The sequence below is a fragment of the Yoonia sp. genome (assembly GCF_965660735.1).
Lineage (GTDB): Bacteria > Pseudomonadota > Alphaproteobacteria > Rhodobacterales > Rhodobacteraceae > Yoonia.
Map to the genome: position 1 here is coordinate 76,223 of NZ_CBFIBD010000006.1, position 16,103 is coordinate 92,325.

Here is a 16,103-nt window from a genome sequence, read left to right on the forward strand (position 1 = left end):
TTCAAATCACCGTTCTGTCAGCTTCAACTCGATCCGGCGGTTCTGTGCGCGGGCCTCGGGTGTATCTGCGGGGTTGATCGGCTGGTATTCCCCGAACCCGTTCGCGGCCAGCCGTTCGGGCGGGATGCCCAGATCTTCGGACATGAACCGAACCACCGACAGCGCGCGCGCCTGGCTCAGTTCCCAGTTGTCGGCATAGCGGCTGTTCGTGCCGACGGGGATGTCATCGGTGTGCCCATCCACGCGGATCACCCAGTCGATACCGTCGGGAATGTCATCGGCGATGCTGCGCAGGATGTCGGCGATATTAGCGATTTCGCCTTCACCCTGTGCGGACAGGTTTGCCTGACCGGGATCGAAAAGCACCTCGGACGAAAAGACAAACCGGTCGCCTTCGATGCGCACGCGGTCCTGTCCTTCCAGCACTTCGCGCAATTGCCCGAAGAAATCGGATTTGAACCGTGCAAGATCCTGTGCTTCGGCGGCAAGGCGTTCGGCCTCTTGTTCCAGTCGCGCGGCTTCGGCTTCCAGCCGGATGCGCTCGGCTTCTTCCAGCGCGCGGCGCTGGCGTTCTTCTGATGCGACGCGTGCAAGGGCGGTGTTCAGCTGAGCGCCAAGGGTTTCAATCTGAACCTGTGCTTCGCGGTCTTCGGCCTCTGCGAGGTTCAATAGCGATTGCAGGTTGCTGACCTGTGTGCGCAGGGCCGTGATCTGTTCGTTCAACAGGGCCACTTGCCGTTGGCTTTCGGCTGACAATGCCTCTTGCTCGGTCAATGCCTGATTGGCCTGGGCAAGCAGGGCGGCCTGGCGTTCTGCCTCTGATGCAGTGGCGGACTGGACGCCCTGCGCACGTGACAGTGCGGCAAGTGCGTCGATCAGCTGCGCATTCAGGTCGGCGTTTTCGGCAGCGTTGGCAGCGGCCCGCGCTTCGGCGGCCTCGCGCGCGGCTTCGGCCTCGGTCAGGGTGCGGGCCCGTTCAGTTTGGGCGCTGCGGATCGCGGCAAGCTGCTGTTCCAGTTCCGCGCGGGCAACACGGGCAGCGGCTAGCAAGGTCAGCGTTTCCTCCGCCTCGCGGCGCTGCCGTTCAAGGTTCAGGGTCATCGCCGTCAATTCGCTGTCGGCATTTGCCAGCCTGTCGCGCAGGGCCGCTGCCGCGGCTGCGTCGGTCAGTTGTTCCGCCTCAAGCGCTGTGAGTTCGGCCTGACTGGCCGCGTTTTCATCACGCAGATCGGCGACCAGCGCCTCCAGCGCCTCGCGGCGGGCTGCGGCAAGGCGCGCGGCCTCGGCCCCGGCGTCAATTTCCGTGCGGGCTTGGGCAAGGGCAAGATTCAGCGCCTCTTGTTCGGACAGCAATTCGGTTTGCGCAGCTTCCAGATCGGCGATGCTGGCGCGGGCTTCGGCGCGGTCGGCCAAAAGGCCCGCGACTTGCGCCTCGAAATTCGTAATTTCGGATTGGACCTGCGCCAAGGCACGATCCTGCGCGTCGCGTTCCGCAATCAGGGCAGCAATCCGGCTGGCCTGCTGGTTGGCTTGGGCATTTGCGGCCTCAAGATCCGAAGTCAGCGTCGCAAGATCCGACGTCAGTTCGTCATTGCGTTCGCGTTCCAGACCCAGCGTCGCTGCCAGAGCGGCGACTTCGCTGCCCAGCTCGTCCAGCTCGCTTGCCTGTCCGGTGATCGTTTCGCGCAGCACGAACTGGACCACCATAAAGATCGTCAGAACGAACATCAGCACCAGCAACAGCCCGGTCATGGCATCCACGAAACCCGGCCAGATGGCGTTTTGGAACCTGTTGGATGATCTGCGGCGCAGGGCCATGGATCAGCCCCTGTCTTTGATGGTGTCGGTCAGGGTGGCGATGTCGCGGCGCAGATCGCCAATGCTTTCCAGCCGCCCGACGGACATTTCCTCAAGGATCCGCAGCAGTTGCACATCGATTGACCGCAGGCGCATCCGGCTTTCGGCGTCGATCCCTTCCATCCCGCTGTCATCGAGTTTCTTGATCAGCTTTTCCTGCCCCTCGGCGACCCGGCGTAACAGATGACCACTGTCGTCGGTCCGGTTTGACAGCGCCAGTTGCTCAACCGCTGCTGCGAGACTCGCAAAGCGTTTGTCGTTCTGTTCGCGGTCGTCGTCTGTCTGGCCCATCATCATCTGGATAGTATCCATCAACTCGCCCAACTGATCCACGAACCCCGACATGGCACCTGTGTCAGCTCCGGCCCCGTCTTCGCCTTCGAACCCGACACGCGTGATGGTAGATAGCCATTCTTCCAATTCGCGATAGAACCGGTTTTGGCCGTGCCCTGCGAATAGTTCCAGCAGGCCAACCACCAGTGATCCCGCCAACCCCAGAAGCGAGCTGGAAAACGCGGTCCCCATGCCGCCAAGCTGGCTTTCCAGCCCCGACTGCAGCCGCGCAAAAATATCGGCGCCGTTCTCGCCTTCGGTCGGGTTCAGCGACCGGATCGTTTCCACCAACGCCGGAACGGTGGTCGCCAACCCATAAAACGTGCCCAAAAGCCCAAGAAAAATCAGCACGTTGCCGATATAACGCGTGATTTCACGGTCTTCGTCGATCCGCTGTGCGACGGAATCAAGGATCGACCTGCCAGAGCTGGAGGACACCTGCGTGCGCGCGCCCCGCGACCGCAACAGCGTTGCCAGCGGTGCCAAAAGAGACGGTGCCTTGGTAAAGTTGTGACCACCGGTTTCGCGTGCGAAATGTTCGATCCAGCGCACCGATTTGATCAGCAGGAACACCTGATTGATGCACGACAGCACCCCCAGGACAAACACCCCCAGGATCACCCCGTTGAGATAGGGGTTGGAATTGTAGATCGCGATGATCTGGTCCTGACCCAGATAAAACCCGGCCCCGACAAGCCCAAGCACGACCGACATGAACAGGATCTGGCGAATGGGTTGTGAAAACTGCGGTGCTGCCTTGGGTTCCCGTTTGTCCGACACGGATGGGAGTCCTTTTATTTTTTCATCTGTTGCCCGTTTGGACCATAGGTGCAGTTTTGCACAAACCCAAATAGAAATGCACGGCGTCTATGATGGGTTTATGTTGCTGTCAGGGCACGCACCCGGTGCACCAGCCAGTCCATATCATCGTCGCGAATCTCCAGTTGGGTCAGGTGCGCGGCGGTATTGTAAAGGTATTCTGTATTGGGGCCGCGTCCGCCCACCGCGCGGGCGATCATCCGGGCCTGTGTTTCCAGATCGAGCTGGCAGTATTGCACATGGTCAGGGTCGATCACATAGGCCAGTGCCCTGATGACCTTGCCAGCGTCTGTCTCGAGGTCCACATGCCGTTCGACATAGGCCGATGAGATCAGTTCGCGTTCGCGCAGGGCGGCCAGCACGCTGTCATGTTCGGTATCGGCCACTTGAAAGGCAACGCCGGTGCATTGCCCCCCCGGCATGTGGTCAAGCGCGAGAACAAGTCCCGGGCTTTCTTCGGACCCGCGGTGGTGGATCGACAGCATGCAAAAGCTGCGGTGATAGTCGCGCAGCCGTGCCGTGACCGATTGTGCGGGGATAAATCCGGGATTCCAAAGCAGAGACCCGTATCCAAAAACCCAAAATGCCATAAAGATGCGCCCTTTGCCGTTTGCATGTTCCAATAGCATCGGATCATTTGAACCGGAAGGGGGAGGCCGGTCAGGCGCGCATCAGGTCGCCAAAGATCGCAGTTTGATAGTCCCGCATGTAGATTTGCAGCCACGGCGTATATTCACCGGGGTGCCGGGCCACATCTGCCGTCAGATCATAGAAATCGACCCAGCGTGTCGCCATCACTTCTTCGGGGTTGGGGGCCAGTTTCAGCGTATCGGGCGCATCTGCGACGAACACCTCTACCACTTCATGTTCGATCAGTCCGCCGCCCACGTCGGCGCGATATTCGATCTGGTCGCGGTGGCTGGGGTAAAGGCCACTGATCCCCAACTCCTCGTCCAGCCGCCGGACGGCACAGTCGGCCGGGTCTTCGTCCCATTCGGGGTGGGTGCAGCAGGTATTCGCCCATAGCCCCGGAGTATGGTATTTGTTCATGGCCCGTTGCTGAATCAGAACGCGCCCCCGGTTCATCACAAAGACGCTCACGGCCTTGTGTTTCAGACCCTCCTGATGCGCTTGCAGTTTTTCCACCGGAGTCAGTTTGCCGTTTACCCAGGCCGGGATCATGATCGTCATGTCCGGAGGGGCGACACCAGTCGGGTGAGGTGTGCCAGATTCTTGATGCCGATTTTCAGGTGTGCCATGGGCCGGGCCTTGACCAGTTTCTTGTTCATATATGCCTCGAACGTCAGTTTTTGCACGTCCACGTCGTGGCACAGCGACACAAAGCGTTCGCGCCGTTCGTCGCTGCGATAATAGGCGTTTTGCATCGCGCCCAAAACCCGAAAAACCTGTTTGTGTTCACGCATGAACAGGCGCCGGGCGATTTGCAGGTCTTTCACCCGTCCGCTGGCCAATGTCGCTGCCGCTGCGGTGGCTGCAACGCGGCCGCCGACCATCGCATAGTAAATGCCTTCACCCGATGACGGTGCCACAACCCCCGCCGCATCACCCGCCAGCACCACGTCACGTCCGTTGTCCCAGCGGTCCAGCGGTTTGAGGGGGATCGGCGCGCCTTCCTTGCGGATGGTCCTGCAATCGGTCAGGCCCGACGCCGCGCGCAGGTCGGCGGTGGCCTGTTTGACATCGACCGATTTGATCATCGAGCCCATGCCAACGCTGGCCTGTCCGCCGTGCGGAAATACCCAGCCATAGAAATCGGGGGAAATGCGCCCGTCATAGATCACGTCACAGCGCAATGGGTCATACCCCGCCGTCGCTTGCGGGGCTTCGATGATTTCGTGATAGGCGATCACATAGGGGATCTTTTCGCCGTCCTTGATCTCGGCGCGGGCGACGTTTGATCGCGCCCCGTCTGCGCCGATGACCAGTTTCGCGGTCAGTTTCATTTCGTTGCCGCTGATCTTGTCGCGGTAAATGACATGCGTGCCGTCCGCATCGCGGTCAATGCGGGTAAACGTGCCCGCATACCGATGCGCACCCGCGTCAACCGCCCGTTGCCGCAGGAAGGGATCAAAGGATTCCCGGTCCACCATGCCGACAAAGCCGTTTTCGATCGGGATATCCACGTGCCGCCCGGTGGGCGAGATCATGCGCGCGGTATTGACCTTTGCTACCAGCATGTTGTCGGGGATAAAGAAATCGGCGATCAGCCGGGGTGGAATTGCGCCACCACAGGGTTTGATCCGCCCTTCGCGGTCGATAAAGGCAACGGAGCACCCCGACCTTGCCAGATCCTCGGCGGCGGTGGCACCGGACGGGCCTGCTCCCACGACAACGACATCATACTGCATCTGTTATTCTCCCGGAACGAGGGTGGCAGAGGGCAACTTGCCCTCCATTATTTTTGCGGCCATGGCGGTGGCTGCGATGAAAAGGGCAGCTTCGAACAGGAACACGGCGCCAAAGGCCTGCGCGTCGCTGAACGACAGGCGCAACAGATCAACCATGCCTGCACCCACCAACCCGCCGAACCCGGCGGCAATGGCTTGTGCCGCGCCCCATAGCCCCATGCGCGTGCCTTCGCGTTGATCGCGCCCTTGGCCCGCCAACGCCATCATCGACCCGATGGCGGCAACCGCGAACATCCCGTTGAAAAAGCCGAGCGCAACAACAGCAGGCATAAGGGGCGCACCGGGGCCAAGTGGCCCTAGCAGCGTGATGACCGCGAGGGTCGCGGCAGACCCAAGGCAGCCGGCCATGACCCAGTTGCGCAGCGCGCCGATTTTCAGGCCCGTCGCCATGATACCCACGGTCAGCATCCCGACAAAGACACCGCCATTCTGTGCGCCCGAAAGGGTTGTGGACTGCCCCGGTGTAAAGCCGAAGACCAGCCCGGCGTAGGGTTCCAGTATCAGTTCCTGCATGAAGTAGGCGGTCATCGAAAGGAAGACGAACAGGGTGAAATTGCGCGCGCGACGCTCTTGCCACACCTCGGCCAGTCCTTGGCGGAACGGGGTTGCATCGGCTTCGCGCACGATCTTCAGCCCGCGCTCGACGCCCCAGACCGCAAGGCAGGTCAGGGCGATCGCGGACAGCACCACAATACCGACGATTTCGATCAACAGTTGCGGCGTATAGGGGTCGATCAACGCCCCCACGACACCGGCGGTCATGGCAATCCCGAAAATCATCATCAGCCATGTGATCGTAGCCGCCGCCGCCCGTCTGTGGGGTGCGGTGGTCGTGGCCAGAAGCGCCAGAAGTGATGTGCCCGACGCCCCCACGCCCAACCCGATCAGCGCGTAGGCAAAGACAGAAATCATCATGCCAAGTGCAAAGTTGCTTTCCAGCACCAGCACCCCGCAGGCCGCGAGAAAGGCACCCGATGCCAGTGCCACCATGCCCCCGATGATCCAGCGTGTACGGTGCCCGCCTGCATCCGACATGAATCCCCAGTGGGGCCGTGTCATCTGGATGCCATAGTGCAGCCCGACCAGCAGGCCCGGCAGGATAGCGGGCAGGGACAGTTCCACCACCATCAACCGGTTCAGTGTCGATGTGGTGAGCACGACGATGGCGCCAAGGGCCATCTGCACAAGGCCAAGACGGACGATCTGGAACCATGAAAGGGTCATATCAGCCTCCGATCCCGCGCAGCGCGGTGGCGGCAATCATCATGCCGCTGATGTAAAACAGAATGCCCATGCCCTGATACCATGGCGTCTTGCCTTCGGGATCGCGCAGCAGAACGCGCATCGCACCCAGTTGGACGGCCAGCATCGCGGCAACGCCAAGCGCGTGAAACGGTTTGTCCCAAAAGGCCAGCAGGCCGATCACGAACACCTGCGGCACCGCCATGATCCAGCAGGCCACACGCGCGGCCCTGTCCGGCCCAAGCGTGACTGGCAGTGACCGAAGCCCCGTTTGCCGGTCGCCTTCGATCGCCTTGAAATCGTTCAGCGTCATGATGCCATGTGCGCCAAGCCCGTACAGCACGGCGATCAAGATGACCTGAGGACTTGGTGTGCCGGCCGATACGACAGCGGCCCCCGTGATCCATGGTAGCGTTTCATAGGCCAACCCACACAGGGCAGGCCCCCAGATACCCGACCGCTTGGCCCGGATCGGTTCGGCCGAATAGGCCCACGCAGCCGCGATGCCCAGAATGGTCGCGCCAAATCCAAAAGGGCCCAACTGGTAGCCCGCGATTAGCGCCAGCACAGTCATCGCCAGCGCGATATACAGCCCCCAGCGCCCGGGGATCAGCCCGGATGGAATGGGCCTGTCGGGTTCGTTGATCGCGTCCACATGCCGGTCGCACCAGTCATTCGCAGCCTGCGACATGCCGCAGACGATCGGCCCGGCAAGGATCACGCCAAGGATGACCAGAAACCATTGCCCCGTTGGGGCTGCCCCCGATGACACCACGCCGCACAGATAGGCCCACATCGGTGGAAACCATGTGACGGGCTTGATCAGGCGCAGCGCCGCGCGCGGTGCGGGCCAGCGGCGGGCCTGTTTCGGCAAGTGCAGGATGTCAGTAGCGCTCATTATGTCAGTTTAGCTAGACATTATCGCAAGTGGCAAGTGTAAACAAAGGTAGACAGTGCGCCATCGTGTCGCTGATCGGTGGCAAGACATGAAAGTATTTGAAAAGCAAGCCTCTTGTTCGGGTAGCGTACGGTGCCGTGCCTTTGACAAGAAAACGTCGATGGCGTTCATTTTGATGACAACACGCCGGGCGCCCGGCTATTGCCCGGATGGCAACAAATTCATCGGATGTTACCGGGATTATGCGATATGTGCCTGGGACCGAAATACTGTCTGTAAAGAAAATAGTGTTATGGCCGCCCATGGATGATGTCACCACTCGCACAGATAGGGTGTAACTGATGAAAAGAATTTTGGTTCCGGTGTCGCCCGCCGATCTGATTGACCGACTGACCCGCCTGCATCTGAAGGCACAGCAGACGCGCTTGCCTGCGGCGCGTGCCGAGGTGCTGGAACAGATTGTGCCATTGCAGCAGATTGCCGATAACCTGCTGCCAGCGCTGGATGATCTGGACCGGTTGTGGGGTGACCTGGCGGATGCAAATGCCGATTTGTTCGCGCTGCGGGCCGATCTGCGCCGGTGCGATGAAGCTGCCGATTTCGGACCGGGGTTTGTGGCGCTTTCGCGGGCCTATATCGTTGCGCAGGACAGTCGCGAACGTATCAGGGAACAGATCGATCTTTTGCTGAACAAGACAGCCCAACATCGTGCTGGCCGCATGCACTAGCAGTCTGCGACACCGGCCAGTCAATCGCGCTGATTTGTATTAAATTTTGGATTTAAGACGTCTTTCACGTTCCGCCGGATACCTCTTTTCCATACGGGAATGAAGGTGGTGAAATGGACACACGATCGAACGCACCGACAATCATCAAACGGAAAAAGGTGATTGCCGGTGGCGGTCACCATGGGGGCGCGTGGAAAGTCGCAATGGTTCGTGGTCCTTTGTTGGGGCGCTTTGCGCCTGTATTGTTCAGGAAACTGCACCAATGGGTGCGGGTTGAAACATCATTCTGATGGGGTCACCGGGCCCATTTATCGGGCTGGTCAGCCGTTTTGGCTATAGGATGATCTTGTGCCTTTCGGCCTCAAAAAACCGTTAATCCGGCCGTGTGACTTGCGTTCAATTCGATTTAAATTCACGCCTTTTTTTCCATGCCGGGATGTAATGCCGTGACCTTGGCCATCTGACCTGATTGATCATAGACGCTTAGCTCTTGGCGCACTTGGCGAAGCGTTTCTATTCGGCTGCGCGCGGCCTTGATCCCAGTAATCGCAGCGGCAAGCAGTGTTTGATTATCGGCCATTTGGCGATTGATTCCGGCCATCTGGTCCCGATCAGGTTTGCCACGCATGAGCGTCGCAAAGATTTGCGCCTTTTGGGCCGCAAGATCATCAAGAACATCGAACGCAGCAGAGCGAATCGCCTCGCGTTCCGCTGAGAGCAATTCACTCAACTGTGCAAACGCTCGGTCAGACATCCATGCGCACCTTCATGGCCTCAAAAAGGGATTGCGCCAGGCCGATACCGCCGGCCTCGACCATTGCGCGCGCTTGTTCATCGCGCAGAAAGGATGTGAACTGATCCTCGCCAGCACCCCCGCCAAAGGCCTGTCTTGCTGCGCCCAACCCTGCTGATTTCAGCATCTCGGCCAGAAAAGTTGCCTCCATTTTTTGTGCGGCGTCGCGCAGGCGGACATCCGTTTTTACATAGTCCGGCAGTGCGGTGGCGCCGCGCGGGGCAGGAAGGACCGGTATTGTCGTCATCTGGGTCTCCGTCGTGATTATTTTTTCGGTTTGACCGATATCAGTAAAGAATCAGTAAGTTTTTGGGTCCAATCCTTGGTCACAACAGATTCTGTCGGAGGCTTGATGATACCGGTTCAACTGATCGAGGCCGCCTCAGCGGCAACCACGTCGTCGCCTGCCCAAATATTGCGCGGGCCGGTGCGGGGTGGTGTCGCCCCCACGCCCGAATTGGTGTTCGGCACCGTTTTTGAACTGCTTCTCCCTGATGGGCGCGAAGGAGAGGGGTTTGCGCCAGACGTTGATCTGTCGGCTGACGTGCAATCACTGCCAGTTGAACCGCCTGATGATGAAGACGCGCAGGCGGTTGGTCTGTCCCCGACAGGCGCCGTCGAAAGCGCAGCGGTCGTGACCAGGTCAAGTCATGCGCAGCCTCCGGTCGTAGCGGGTGCGGTGCTACCGCTGCCAGAACCTGTGGCGGCGGCAACGGTGGCACCGGAGCTGCGGGATTTGCCACAGTCGGCCAGCCAAAATGCCACGGTTGAAATGCAGACGTCGCTTGCACAGACTATCGTTCAGGGGCATTTTCCAAGAGTGATACCCGCCGTCAAAGGACCGCTTGCCAATGTGCCCGCGTCGGCCGCTGCACGGCTGGACCTGCAGGGTGATAAAGAGCTGCGTGATTTGTCGTCTTTGGTCGGGCGATCCGCTATGGACCAAGGACCGGCAGAAGCGGCGGCGCAACAATCCGCGCGCGGGGTGCCGCCGCCTTTGATAGCGCCGACCAGCGAGGCAGGTATCGTGCAGACCGGTAAACAGGTGGTGGCGGCGACAGAAGTTGTGGCGCGCAACTGGCCCGCGGTTGACGTGCAGGACAAGGTTGCGCCATCGTCAGATCGCCTGCCTGTTTCCGACCGCGCCCCGGAGCAGATCGCGCCACAAGCAAATGCGCCGTTTGCCACTGCGCCACAGCCGACCGGCGCAGAAAAGACGGAAAAATCACCTGCTTTGACAGGGGTCATGCCGGACATGGCCACCGCTTTCGGGTCTGCCGAGCGCGCAGTCGCCGGGCCCCAAAACCAGCCTGCGACTGCCCCCCCTTCGACCGCAGGAACCGAAACCGCGCGCCACGTTGCAAATCAAATCGGGATAGTGGTCTCCGGCCAGCCCGGAGGCACGACAGAAATTGCGTTAAACCCCGAGGAACTGGGGCGTGTCCGGCTTAGCATGACAGCAGTGGATCAGACGATTACGCTAAATTTACAGGCAGAACGGCCCGAAACGACTGAACTTCTGCGGCGACACATTGACACGCTGGTGCAGGAATTTCGCGCGCTCGGGTATGACAGCATCGCCTTCTCTTTTGGTGGCAACGAAACGCCGGCCGATGATGACACCCCTGCGCAGACGCAATTCGATGGCGATGGGATGATCGCTGACAGCTCTGACATGGAAGCGGAGACAGTGCAAAAAGGCGGGTCGCAGACGCTGCTTGATTTGCGAATGTAAGGAACGGATATGGAAATTGGACAGACACCAAGCGCCCCACAGACCAGATCAGGCGAAATCGCGGCCCCTTCGCAAAAGATCAGTTCGGATTTTGAAACCTTCTTGCGGATGTTGACGGTGCAGATGCAAAATCAGGATCCCCTCAACCCGGTTGATTCATCTGATTACGCAGTCCAGTTGGCTACCTTTTCAGGTGTGGAACAGGCGGTTTTGACCAATGACCTGTTGTCGAACCTAACCGCCCAGATGAATATCAGCGGTATGGCCGAAATGGCCGCTTGGGTCGGCAAAGAGGCGCGGGCGGCGGCCCCGACGTTCTTTGACGGCAGTCCTGTAACGCTATCGCCGGAACCTAACAGACTGGCTGATCGCGCGCAGATTGTTGTAAGTGATGAAAACGGTGTCGAGGTGCAGCGGTTTGATATTCCCGTCACGACAGATCCAGTGGAGTGGGCCGGTGTCGGCCCGGGGGGCGTGCCCTTTGGTGATGGCATGTTTGCGTTTCAACTGATCAGTTCGGCGGACGGACAGGAACTGTCACGTGCCCCGGTCGAGGTTTATAGCACCATCACCGAAGTGCGGGTTGAGGGCGGCCAAACCATGCTTGTTCTGGAAGGGGGCGCGGCTGTCGCGAGCGGACAGGTGACTGCCCTGCGCGATCCAGCTTGAGATGGTATTTCGCGTGGAGACCTGTTTCAGAAGTAAACTGAGCAGAGTGCCCCCGTTTTCGGGTGCCTTTTATCCTTTCCGCGTCTCGCCATGGGCGCCTTAAAGCATGGTCACAATCCAGACTGCGCCGACCAGAACGCCACCAAGAGCCATCCAAGACAGACGCGCAATGCGGCGTTGCGGTTTGGGTGCTGGTGGAGGGTTGTTCAGCCGGATCAACGCGTCTTCGGTCAGGCGTGGCAATTGGGGTCCGAACCGGGCCAGGACAAGCGCCGTCTTGGCCAGATCACGCATCAGCGCCTTTGGGCCAATGCTTTCTTTGATATAATCCTCGACGACGGGTTTGGCGACCTGCCAGATATTCATATGCGGGTCCAACGACCGTGCGACACCCTCGACCACCACCATGGTCCGCTGGAGCAAAATCAATTCGGTGCGGGTTTCCATTCCGAACCTCTCTGTCACCTCGAACAGATAGCTTAACAGCCGCGCCATGGATATGCGGCTGGCATCCATGCCGAAAATCGGCTCTCCCACTGCACGCAGGGCGCGCGCAAATTCATCAACATCACGGTTTGCGGGGACATAACCTGCCTCGAAATGCACTTCGGCGACACGTTGATAATCCTTGCGGATAAACCCGAACAGAATTTCTGCATAGACCCGCCGGGTGTATTCGTCGATCCGGCCCATGATCCCGAAATCATAGGCGATAATTTCGCCCGTTGCTGCGACTTTCAAGTTGCCCTGATGCATATCGCCATGAAAATACCCGTCGCGCAACGCGTGGTTCAGGAACAGTTGGAGCACACGTGTTGCCAGTGCGCGCCGATCATGCCCCGCCGCATCAAGTGCATCGTTGATCCCGATATTCGTGCCCTCGGCCCAGTCAAGCGTCATGACCCGGCGCCCGGACAGATGCCAGCGCACCGTCGGCACCTGAAAACCTTCGTCAGCTATGGTGTTGGCGGCAAATTCCGCCGCCGCCGAACTCTCCAGCCGCAAATCCAGTTCGCCCAAGACGACACCTTCGAAATGGGTGATCACATCCATTGGCCGCAACCGGCGCGATGCGGGCGACAAAAGCTCAATCATGCGGGCGGCGAAATAAAAGGCGTCAATATCGCGGCGGAAAGCCCGTTCGATCCCCGGACGCAGAATTTTCACTGCAACCGCTTCGCCGGTGTCGGCCAGATGGGCCTTGTGGACTTGCGCCAAAGATGCAGCCGCGACTGGTTCGGAAAAAGAGCTAAAGAGGCGATCAAAGGAATGGCCAAGCTCTTTCTGGATCGTTGCCTTGGCCTCTTCCATGGAAAACGGCGGCAACTTGTCTTGCAGCACCCGCAACTGCACGGCCAGTTCATCGCCAACCACATCAGGGCGGGTAGACAGGATTTGACCGAACTTGATGTAGGCCGGGCCAAGCGCCGTCAACGCCCGCACCGCAGGCGGGGTTGTTACGTCGCCTTTGTAGCCCAGCCACTGAAACGGCCAGACCAGCGTGCGAAACGTGATCCGCAGAAGGGGCCCTGCGTCAAAGGCATCCAGCACGACGTTCATCGCGCCCGTGCGTTCCAGCGTCGCACCTGTCCGGATCAGGCGAATAATGTTATGTGGACCGCGCAAGTTACAGTTTCCAGCCTGAATGCAGGGCGGCAATGCCCATAGTCAAATTGCGATATTTCGCGTTGCCGAACCCGGCGGTGCGGATCATGCCAAGGAATGTTTCCTGATCGGGGAAATTGCGGATCGATTCGACCAGGTATTGATAGCTGTCGCGGTCCCCCGCGATTATCTGCCCCATCCGGGGAATGACATTGAACGAATAAGCGTCATATGCGGCCTGCATCATCGGGTTCGGAAGCTGTGAAAATTCCAGCACCATCAGGCGGCCGCCGGGTTTCAAGACGCGGTAGGCCTCGTTCAACGCCTCCTGAGGGCGGGTGACGTTCCGGATGCCAAAGGAAATCGTATAGACATCGAATGTGTCCGCCTCGAATGGGAGAGCCATTGCGTCGCCCACGACCCAGTCAAGGCTGTCTGACATCTGTGCAGCTTCGGCGCGTTTGCGGCCTTCGATCAGCATGGATTCGGTCAAATCCAGGACGGTTGCGTGCCCGCGCCCTGCCCGTTTCAGAAACCGAAAGGAAATATCGCCGGTGCCGCCAGCCACATCCAGCAGCCGCTGGCCCTGACGTGGCGCCAGCCAATCCATCATCGCGTCTTTCCACAGCCGATGCACACCGCCTGACATCACATCATTCATGATGTCATACTTGCTGGCGACCGACGAAAAAACGCCGCGGACGCGCCCTGCCTTTTCGTCTTCGCGGACGGTCTCGAACCCAAAGTGGGTGGTGTTTTCACTGTCTTGAGTCATCTGATCTTGTGGTCCTCTGCGCTGCACCCAACTATAGGGCGCAATCAATGCCTTACAACGCCGCCCTCCCGATAGAAAGTGCGCCATGCCGGAATTGCCCGAAGTCGAAACCGTCAAAGCCGGTCTGGCCCCTGTGATGGAAGGGCAGATCATCGCACGGGCGGATGTAAACCGCGCTGGTCTGCGCTGGCCGTTCCCCGAAGAGATGGCGGACCGTCTGACAGGCAAGCGGGTGCTGGGTTTGCGGCGGCGGTCGAAATACATTCTGGTCGATCTCGACAGCGGGGAAACCCTTTTGATCCATCTGGGGATGTCGGGCCGCATGTTGATCTCGGGCCAAAAGATCGGCGAATTCCATCATCCGCATCCCACCCCGGAAAAACATGATCATGTGGTGCTATTTATGGATGGCGGCGCGCGCATCACCTTTAACGATGCCCGCCGGTTCGGCGCGATGGACCTGTTGCCAACAACCGGGCAAGAGGAACATTGGCTGATCCGGGATATCGGGCCGGAGCCGTTGGGCAACACCTTCAACGAACCTTATCTGGTTGCCCGGTTGCAGGGCCGGAACACCCCGATAAAATCGGCGCTTCTGGATCAGCGGATCGTGGCCGGGTTGGGTAACATTTATGTCTGCGAGGTCCTGTTTCGCGCGGGCATCCATCCGGCGCGCAAGGCTGGCAGGATCAGTGCGAAACGTGTCGCGGGATTGGTGCCGTTGATCCGTGATGTCTTGGCCGAGGCGATCGCCGCAGGTGGGTCATCGCTGCGTGATTACCGGCAAGCCGACGGAGAATTGGGGTATTTCCAGCATGTTTTTCAGGTCTACGGTCGTGAAGGCGAAGCTTGCCTAAACTCTGGCTGCGAAAAGAAAATTCAGCGAATCGTGCAATCAGGACGCTCATCTTTCTATTGCCCGCAATGCCAAAGATAACTTGATCCGCCGCAACGCTTTGTTAAGCAATGGTCTCTAATCATGCAGGACAGGGATGCACCGATGGCTTTTGAAACGATTATCGTGGACATCAGCGATGATGTGGCCACCTTAACCTTGAACCGGCCAGAGGCGCTCAATGCGCTCAACGCTGTGCTTTTGAAGGAACTTTGCCAGGCTCTGGAAGAAGCCGACGCAAACGACAAGGTGCGCTGTATTATCATCACCGGCTCGGAAAAGGCATTTGCCGCAGGTGCCGACATCAGCGAAATGGCCGACAAGTCCTTTGTCGAAATGTATCAGCAGCGGTTCTTTGAAAATGAATCCGACCGCTTTAATCGCATTCGCAAACCGATCATCGCTGCCGTCGCGGGCTATGCGCTGGGCGGGGGGTGCGAATTGGCGATGATGTGTGATTTTATCATTGCCGCCGATACCGCCAAATTCGGCCAGCCGGAAATCAACCTTGGTGTCATCGCCGGTTTGGGCGGCACCCAGCGGCTGACCCGATTTGTGGGGAAATCGAAATCCATGGATATGCATCTTACGGGCCGCTTCATGGACGCCGCCGAGGCAGAGCGCAGCGGGCTTGTCAGCCGTGTCGTGCCCGCAAAGAACCTGTTGAGCGAGGCGCGATCCGCTGCGGAAAAGATCGCGCAGAAATCCCAGATCGCGGCCATCGGCGCTAAGGATGCGGTTGATCGCGCGTATGAAACCACTCTGGCCGAGGGACTGAATTATGAACGCCGCCTGTTCCAATCGCTGTTTGCGACTGAAGATCAGGCCGAAGGCATGGTCGCCTTTCTTGAAAAGCGCGAGGCGCAGTTCCGGGATCGGTAGATTTGGGGTTTCTTTTTGCGTCCGACTGCCCTAGACGACCCCGATACATGCGCGTGAGGCCCGCTCTGGCCAGAATCACCGGTTCTGAACCCGGTCGGGGCTTATGCGCTAATGATACATATTTGACCCGACGAAGGTAAGAACACATGGCCAACTCGCCACAGTCCAAAAAACGCGCTCGCCAGAACGAGGCCCGTTTCAAAGTCAACAAAATGCGCCGTTCGCGTATCCGGACCTATCTGCGCGCCGTAGAAGAGGCGATTGCCTCTGGTGACCAGACGGCCGCAGCGTCCGCGCTGAAAGCGGCCCAGCCCGAACTGATGCGCGGTGTCACCAAGGGCGTGATCCACAAGAACACAGCAGCACGGAAAATGTCGCGCCTCGCATCGCGAGTCAAAACGCTCGGCTAAGTGCTGCGACCGGCCCAAAATTTCGACACAACG

General features: G+C 59.3%; 17 protein-coding genes and 1 pseudogene. 7 read left to right on the forward strand and 11 right to left on the reverse strand.

Features of this window, described 5'->3' with window-relative positions; all coding sequences use genetic code 11:
- Window positions 1-6: 6 nt before the first annotated feature.
- The 7 genes from ACTG4B_RS04650 to chlG all read right to left on the reverse strand — a co-directional run bounded on the left by ACTG4B_RS04650 (window position 7) and on the right by chlG (window position 7,578).
- Window positions 7-1,818 carry a peptidoglycan -binding protein gene (locus ACTG4B_RS04650; protein WP_439154515.1) on the reverse strand — a complete coding sequence of 604 codons (1,812 nt, stop codon included), beginning with the start codon at window positions 1,816-1,818 and terminating at the stop codon, window positions 7-9.
- A 3-nt stretch (window positions 1,819-1,821) separates the two neighbouring features.
- Entirely contained in the window at window positions 1,822-2,904 is a 1,083-nt protein-coding gene (locus tag ACTG4B_RS04655) for a biopolymer transporter ExbB (protein WP_439154537.1), read from the reverse strand.
- 164 nt (window positions 2,905-3,068) lie between these two features.
- Complete coding sequence (locus tag ACTG4B_RS04660) at window positions 3,069-3,599, reverse strand: gamma-glutamylcyclotransferase (RefSeq protein ID WP_439154516.1); 531 nt, start codon at window positions 3,597-3,599, stop codon at window positions 3,069-3,071.
- Window positions 3,600-3,669: 70 nt separating this feature from the next.
- Entirely contained in the window at window positions 3,670-4,200 is a 531-nt protein-coding gene (idi, locus tag ACTG4B_RS04665; protein WP_439154517.1) for an isopentenyl-diphosphate Delta-isomerase, read from the reverse strand.
- On the reverse strand, window positions 4,197-5,378 hold the full coding sequence (locus tag ACTG4B_RS04670) for a geranylgeranyl diphosphate reductase (protein ID WP_439154518.1): 1,182 nt from the start codon (window positions 5,376-5,378) through the stop codon (window positions 4,197-4,199). Before ACTG4B_RS04670 ends, idi begins: the two co-directional genes overlap by 4 nt.
- A gap of 3 nt (window positions 5,379-5,381) precedes the next feature.
- Window positions 5,382-6,662 carry a BCD family MFS transporter gene (locus ACTG4B_RS04675; protein WP_439154519.1) on the reverse strand — a complete coding sequence of 427 codons (1,281 nt, stop codon included), beginning with the start codon at window positions 6,660-6,662 and terminating at the stop codon, window positions 5,382-5,384.
- 1 nt (window position 6,663) lies between these two features.
- Window positions 6,664-7,578: a chlorophyll synthase ChlG gene (gene chlG / locus ACTG4B_RS04680; protein ID WP_439154520.1), complete on the reverse strand. Its 915-nt coding sequence runs from the start codon at window positions 7,576-7,578 to the stop codon at window positions 6,664-6,666.
- A 341-nt stretch (window positions 7,579-7,919) separates the two neighbouring features.
- Between chlG and ACTG4B_RS04685 the strand changes: the two genes are divergently transcribed.
- On the forward strand, window positions 7,920-8,306 hold the full coding sequence (locus ACTG4B_RS04685) for a hypothetical protein (protein WP_439154521.1): 387 nt from the start codon (window positions 7,920-7,922) through the stop codon (window positions 8,304-8,306).
- A gap of 113 nt (window positions 8,307-8,419) precedes the next feature.
- Window positions 8,420-8,509 (forward strand): annotated as a pseudogene (locus tag ACTG4B_RS04690) (chemotaxis protein MotB); the annotation flags it as partial.
- A gap of 209 nt (window positions 8,510-8,718) precedes the next feature.
- On the opposite strand, the gene ACTG4B_RS04695 reads toward ACTG4B_RS04690, so the two are convergent.
- Both ACTG4B_RS04695 and ACTG4B_RS04700 read right to left on the reverse strand, forming a co-directional pair.
- The gene (locus tag ACTG4B_RS04695; protein ID WP_439154522.1) at window positions 8,719-9,060 is read right to left on the reverse strand and encodes a flagellar protein FlgN; all 342 of its coding nucleotides are present in this window, start codon (window positions 9,058-9,060) and stop codon (window positions 8,719-8,721) included.
- Window positions 9,053-9,346 carry a rod-binding protein gene (locus tag ACTG4B_RS04700; protein ID WP_439154523.1) on the reverse strand — a complete coding sequence of 98 codons (294 nt, stop codon included), beginning with the start codon at window positions 9,344-9,346 and terminating at the stop codon, window positions 9,053-9,055. Before ACTG4B_RS04700 ends, ACTG4B_RS04695 begins: the two co-directional genes overlap by 8 nt.
- A 105-nt stretch (window positions 9,347-9,451) precedes the next feature.
- Between ACTG4B_RS04700 and ACTG4B_RS04705 the strand changes: the two genes are divergently transcribed.
- Window positions 9,452-10,834, forward strand: coding sequence for a flagellar hook-length control protein FliK (locus ACTG4B_RS04705; RefSeq protein ID WP_439154524.1), 1,383 nt, complete (start codon window positions 9,452-9,454; stop codon window positions 10,832-10,834).
- Window positions 10,835-10,843: 9 nt separating this feature from the next.
- Window positions 10,844-11,503, forward strand: a complete 660-nt coding sequence (locus tag ACTG4B_RS04710) for a flagellar hook capping FlgD N-terminal domain-containing protein (protein ID WP_439154525.1) — start codon at window positions 10,844-10,846, stop codon at window positions 11,501-11,503.
- Window positions 11,504-11,602: 99 nt separating this feature from the next.
- Here ACTG4B_RS04710 and ubiB read toward each other — a convergent pair whose 3' ends face one another.
- Window positions 11,603-13,129 carry a 2-polyprenylphenol 6-hydroxylase gene (gene ubiB / locus ACTG4B_RS04715; protein WP_439154526.1) on the reverse strand — a complete coding sequence of 509 codons (1,527 nt, stop codon included), beginning with the start codon at window positions 13,127-13,129 and terminating at the stop codon, window positions 11,603-11,605.
- 1 nt (window position 13,130) lies between these two features.
- Window positions 13,131-13,883: a bifunctional demethylmenaquinone methyltransferase/2-methoxy-6-polyprenyl-1,4-benzoquinol methylase UbiE gene (ubiE, locus tag ACTG4B_RS04720; RefSeq protein WP_439154527.1), complete on the reverse strand. Its 753-nt coding sequence runs from the start codon at window positions 13,881-13,883 to the stop codon at window positions 13,131-13,133.
- A gap of 85 nt (window positions 13,884-13,968) precedes the next feature.
- On the opposite strand from ubiE, the gene mutM reads away from it, so the two are divergent.
- From mutM to rpsT, 3 genes are all read left to right on the forward strand, one after another.
- Complete coding sequence (gene mutM, locus ACTG4B_RS04725) at window positions 13,969-14,820, forward strand: bifunctional DNA-formamidopyrimidine glycosylase/DNA-(apurinic or apyrimidinic site) lyase (protein ID WP_439154528.1); 852 nt, start codon at window positions 13,969-13,971, stop codon at window positions 14,818-14,820.
- Window positions 14,821-14,883: 63 nt separating this feature from the next.
- Window positions 14,884-15,660: an enoyl-CoA hydratase gene (locus ACTG4B_RS04730; protein WP_439154529.1), complete on the forward strand. Its 777-nt coding sequence runs from the start codon at window positions 14,884-14,886 to the stop codon at window positions 15,658-15,660.
- A gap of 146 nt (window positions 15,661-15,806) precedes the next feature.
- A complete protein-coding gene (gene rpsT, locus ACTG4B_RS04735; RefSeq protein ID WP_439154530.1) occupies window positions 15,807-16,070 on the forward strand; it encodes a 30S ribosomal protein S20 in 264 nt (87 codons plus the stop codon).
- Window positions 16,071-16,103: the final 33 nt, after the last annotated feature.

Excerpts from the sequence above, each read along its gene's own strand:
- ACTG4B_RS04695 (WP_439154522.1), bottom strand. The coding sequence starts at position 9,060 with ATGTCTGACCGAGCGTTTGCACAGTTGAGTGAATTGCTCTCAGCGGAA.
- rpsT (WP_439154530.1), top strand. The coding sequence starts at position 15,807 with ATGGCCAACTCGCCACAGTCCAAAAAACGCGCTCGCCAGAACGAGGCC.
- mutM (WP_439154528.1), top strand. The coding sequence starts at position 13,969 with ATGCCGGAATTGCCCGAAGTCGAAACCGTCAAAGCCGGTCTGGCCCCT.
- ACTG4B_RS04685 (WP_439154521.1), top strand. The coding sequence starts at position 7,920 with ATGAAAAGAATTTTGGTTCCGGTGTCGCCCGCCGATCTGATTGACCGA.
- chlG (WP_439154520.1), bottom strand. The coding sequence starts at position 7,578 with ATGAGCGCTACTGACATCCTGCACTTGCCGAAACAGGCCCGCCGCTGG.
- ACTG4B_RS04675 (WP_439154519.1), bottom strand. The coding sequence starts at position 6,662 with ATGACCCTTTCATGGTTCCAGATCGTCCGTCTTGGCCTTGTGCAGATG.
- ACTG4B_RS04700 (WP_439154523.1), bottom strand. The coding sequence starts at position 9,346 with ATGACGACAATACCGGTCCTTCCTGCCCCGCGCGGCGCCACCGCACTG.
- idi (WP_439154517.1), bottom strand. The coding sequence starts at position 4,200 with ATGACGATCATGATCCCGGCCTGGGTAAACGGCAAACTGACTCCGGTG.
- ACTG4B_RS04670 (WP_439154518.1), bottom strand. The coding sequence starts at position 5,378 with ATGCAGTATGATGTCGTTGTCGTGGGAGCAGGCCCGTCCGGTGCCACC.
- ACTG4B_RS04710 (WP_439154525.1), top strand. The coding sequence starts at position 10,844 with ATGGAAATTGGACAGACACCAAGCGCCCCACAGACCAGATCAGGCGAA.
- ACTG4B_RS04705 (WP_439154524.1), top strand. The coding sequence starts at position 9,452 with ATGATACCGGTTCAACTGATCGAGGCCGCCTCAGCGGCAACCACGTCG.
- ACTG4B_RS04730 (WP_439154529.1), top strand. The coding sequence starts at position 14,884 with ATGGCTTTTGAAACGATTATCGTGGACATCAGCGATGATGTGGCCACC.
- ubiE (WP_439154527.1), bottom strand. The coding sequence starts at position 13,883 with ATGACTCAAGACAGTGAAAACACCACCCACTTTGGGTTCGAGACCGTC.
- ACTG4B_RS04650 (WP_439154515.1), bottom strand. The coding sequence starts at position 1,818 with ATGGCCCTGCGCCGCAGATCATCCAACAGGTTCCAAAACGCCATCTGG.
- ACTG4B_RS04655 (WP_439154537.1), bottom strand. The coding sequence starts at position 2,904 with ATGTCGGTCGTGCTTGGGCTTGTCGGGGCCGGGTTTTATCTGGGTCAG.
- ACTG4B_RS04660 (WP_439154516.1), bottom strand. The coding sequence starts at position 3,599 with ATGGCATTTTGGGTTTTTGGATACGGGTCTCTGCTTTGGAATCCCGGA.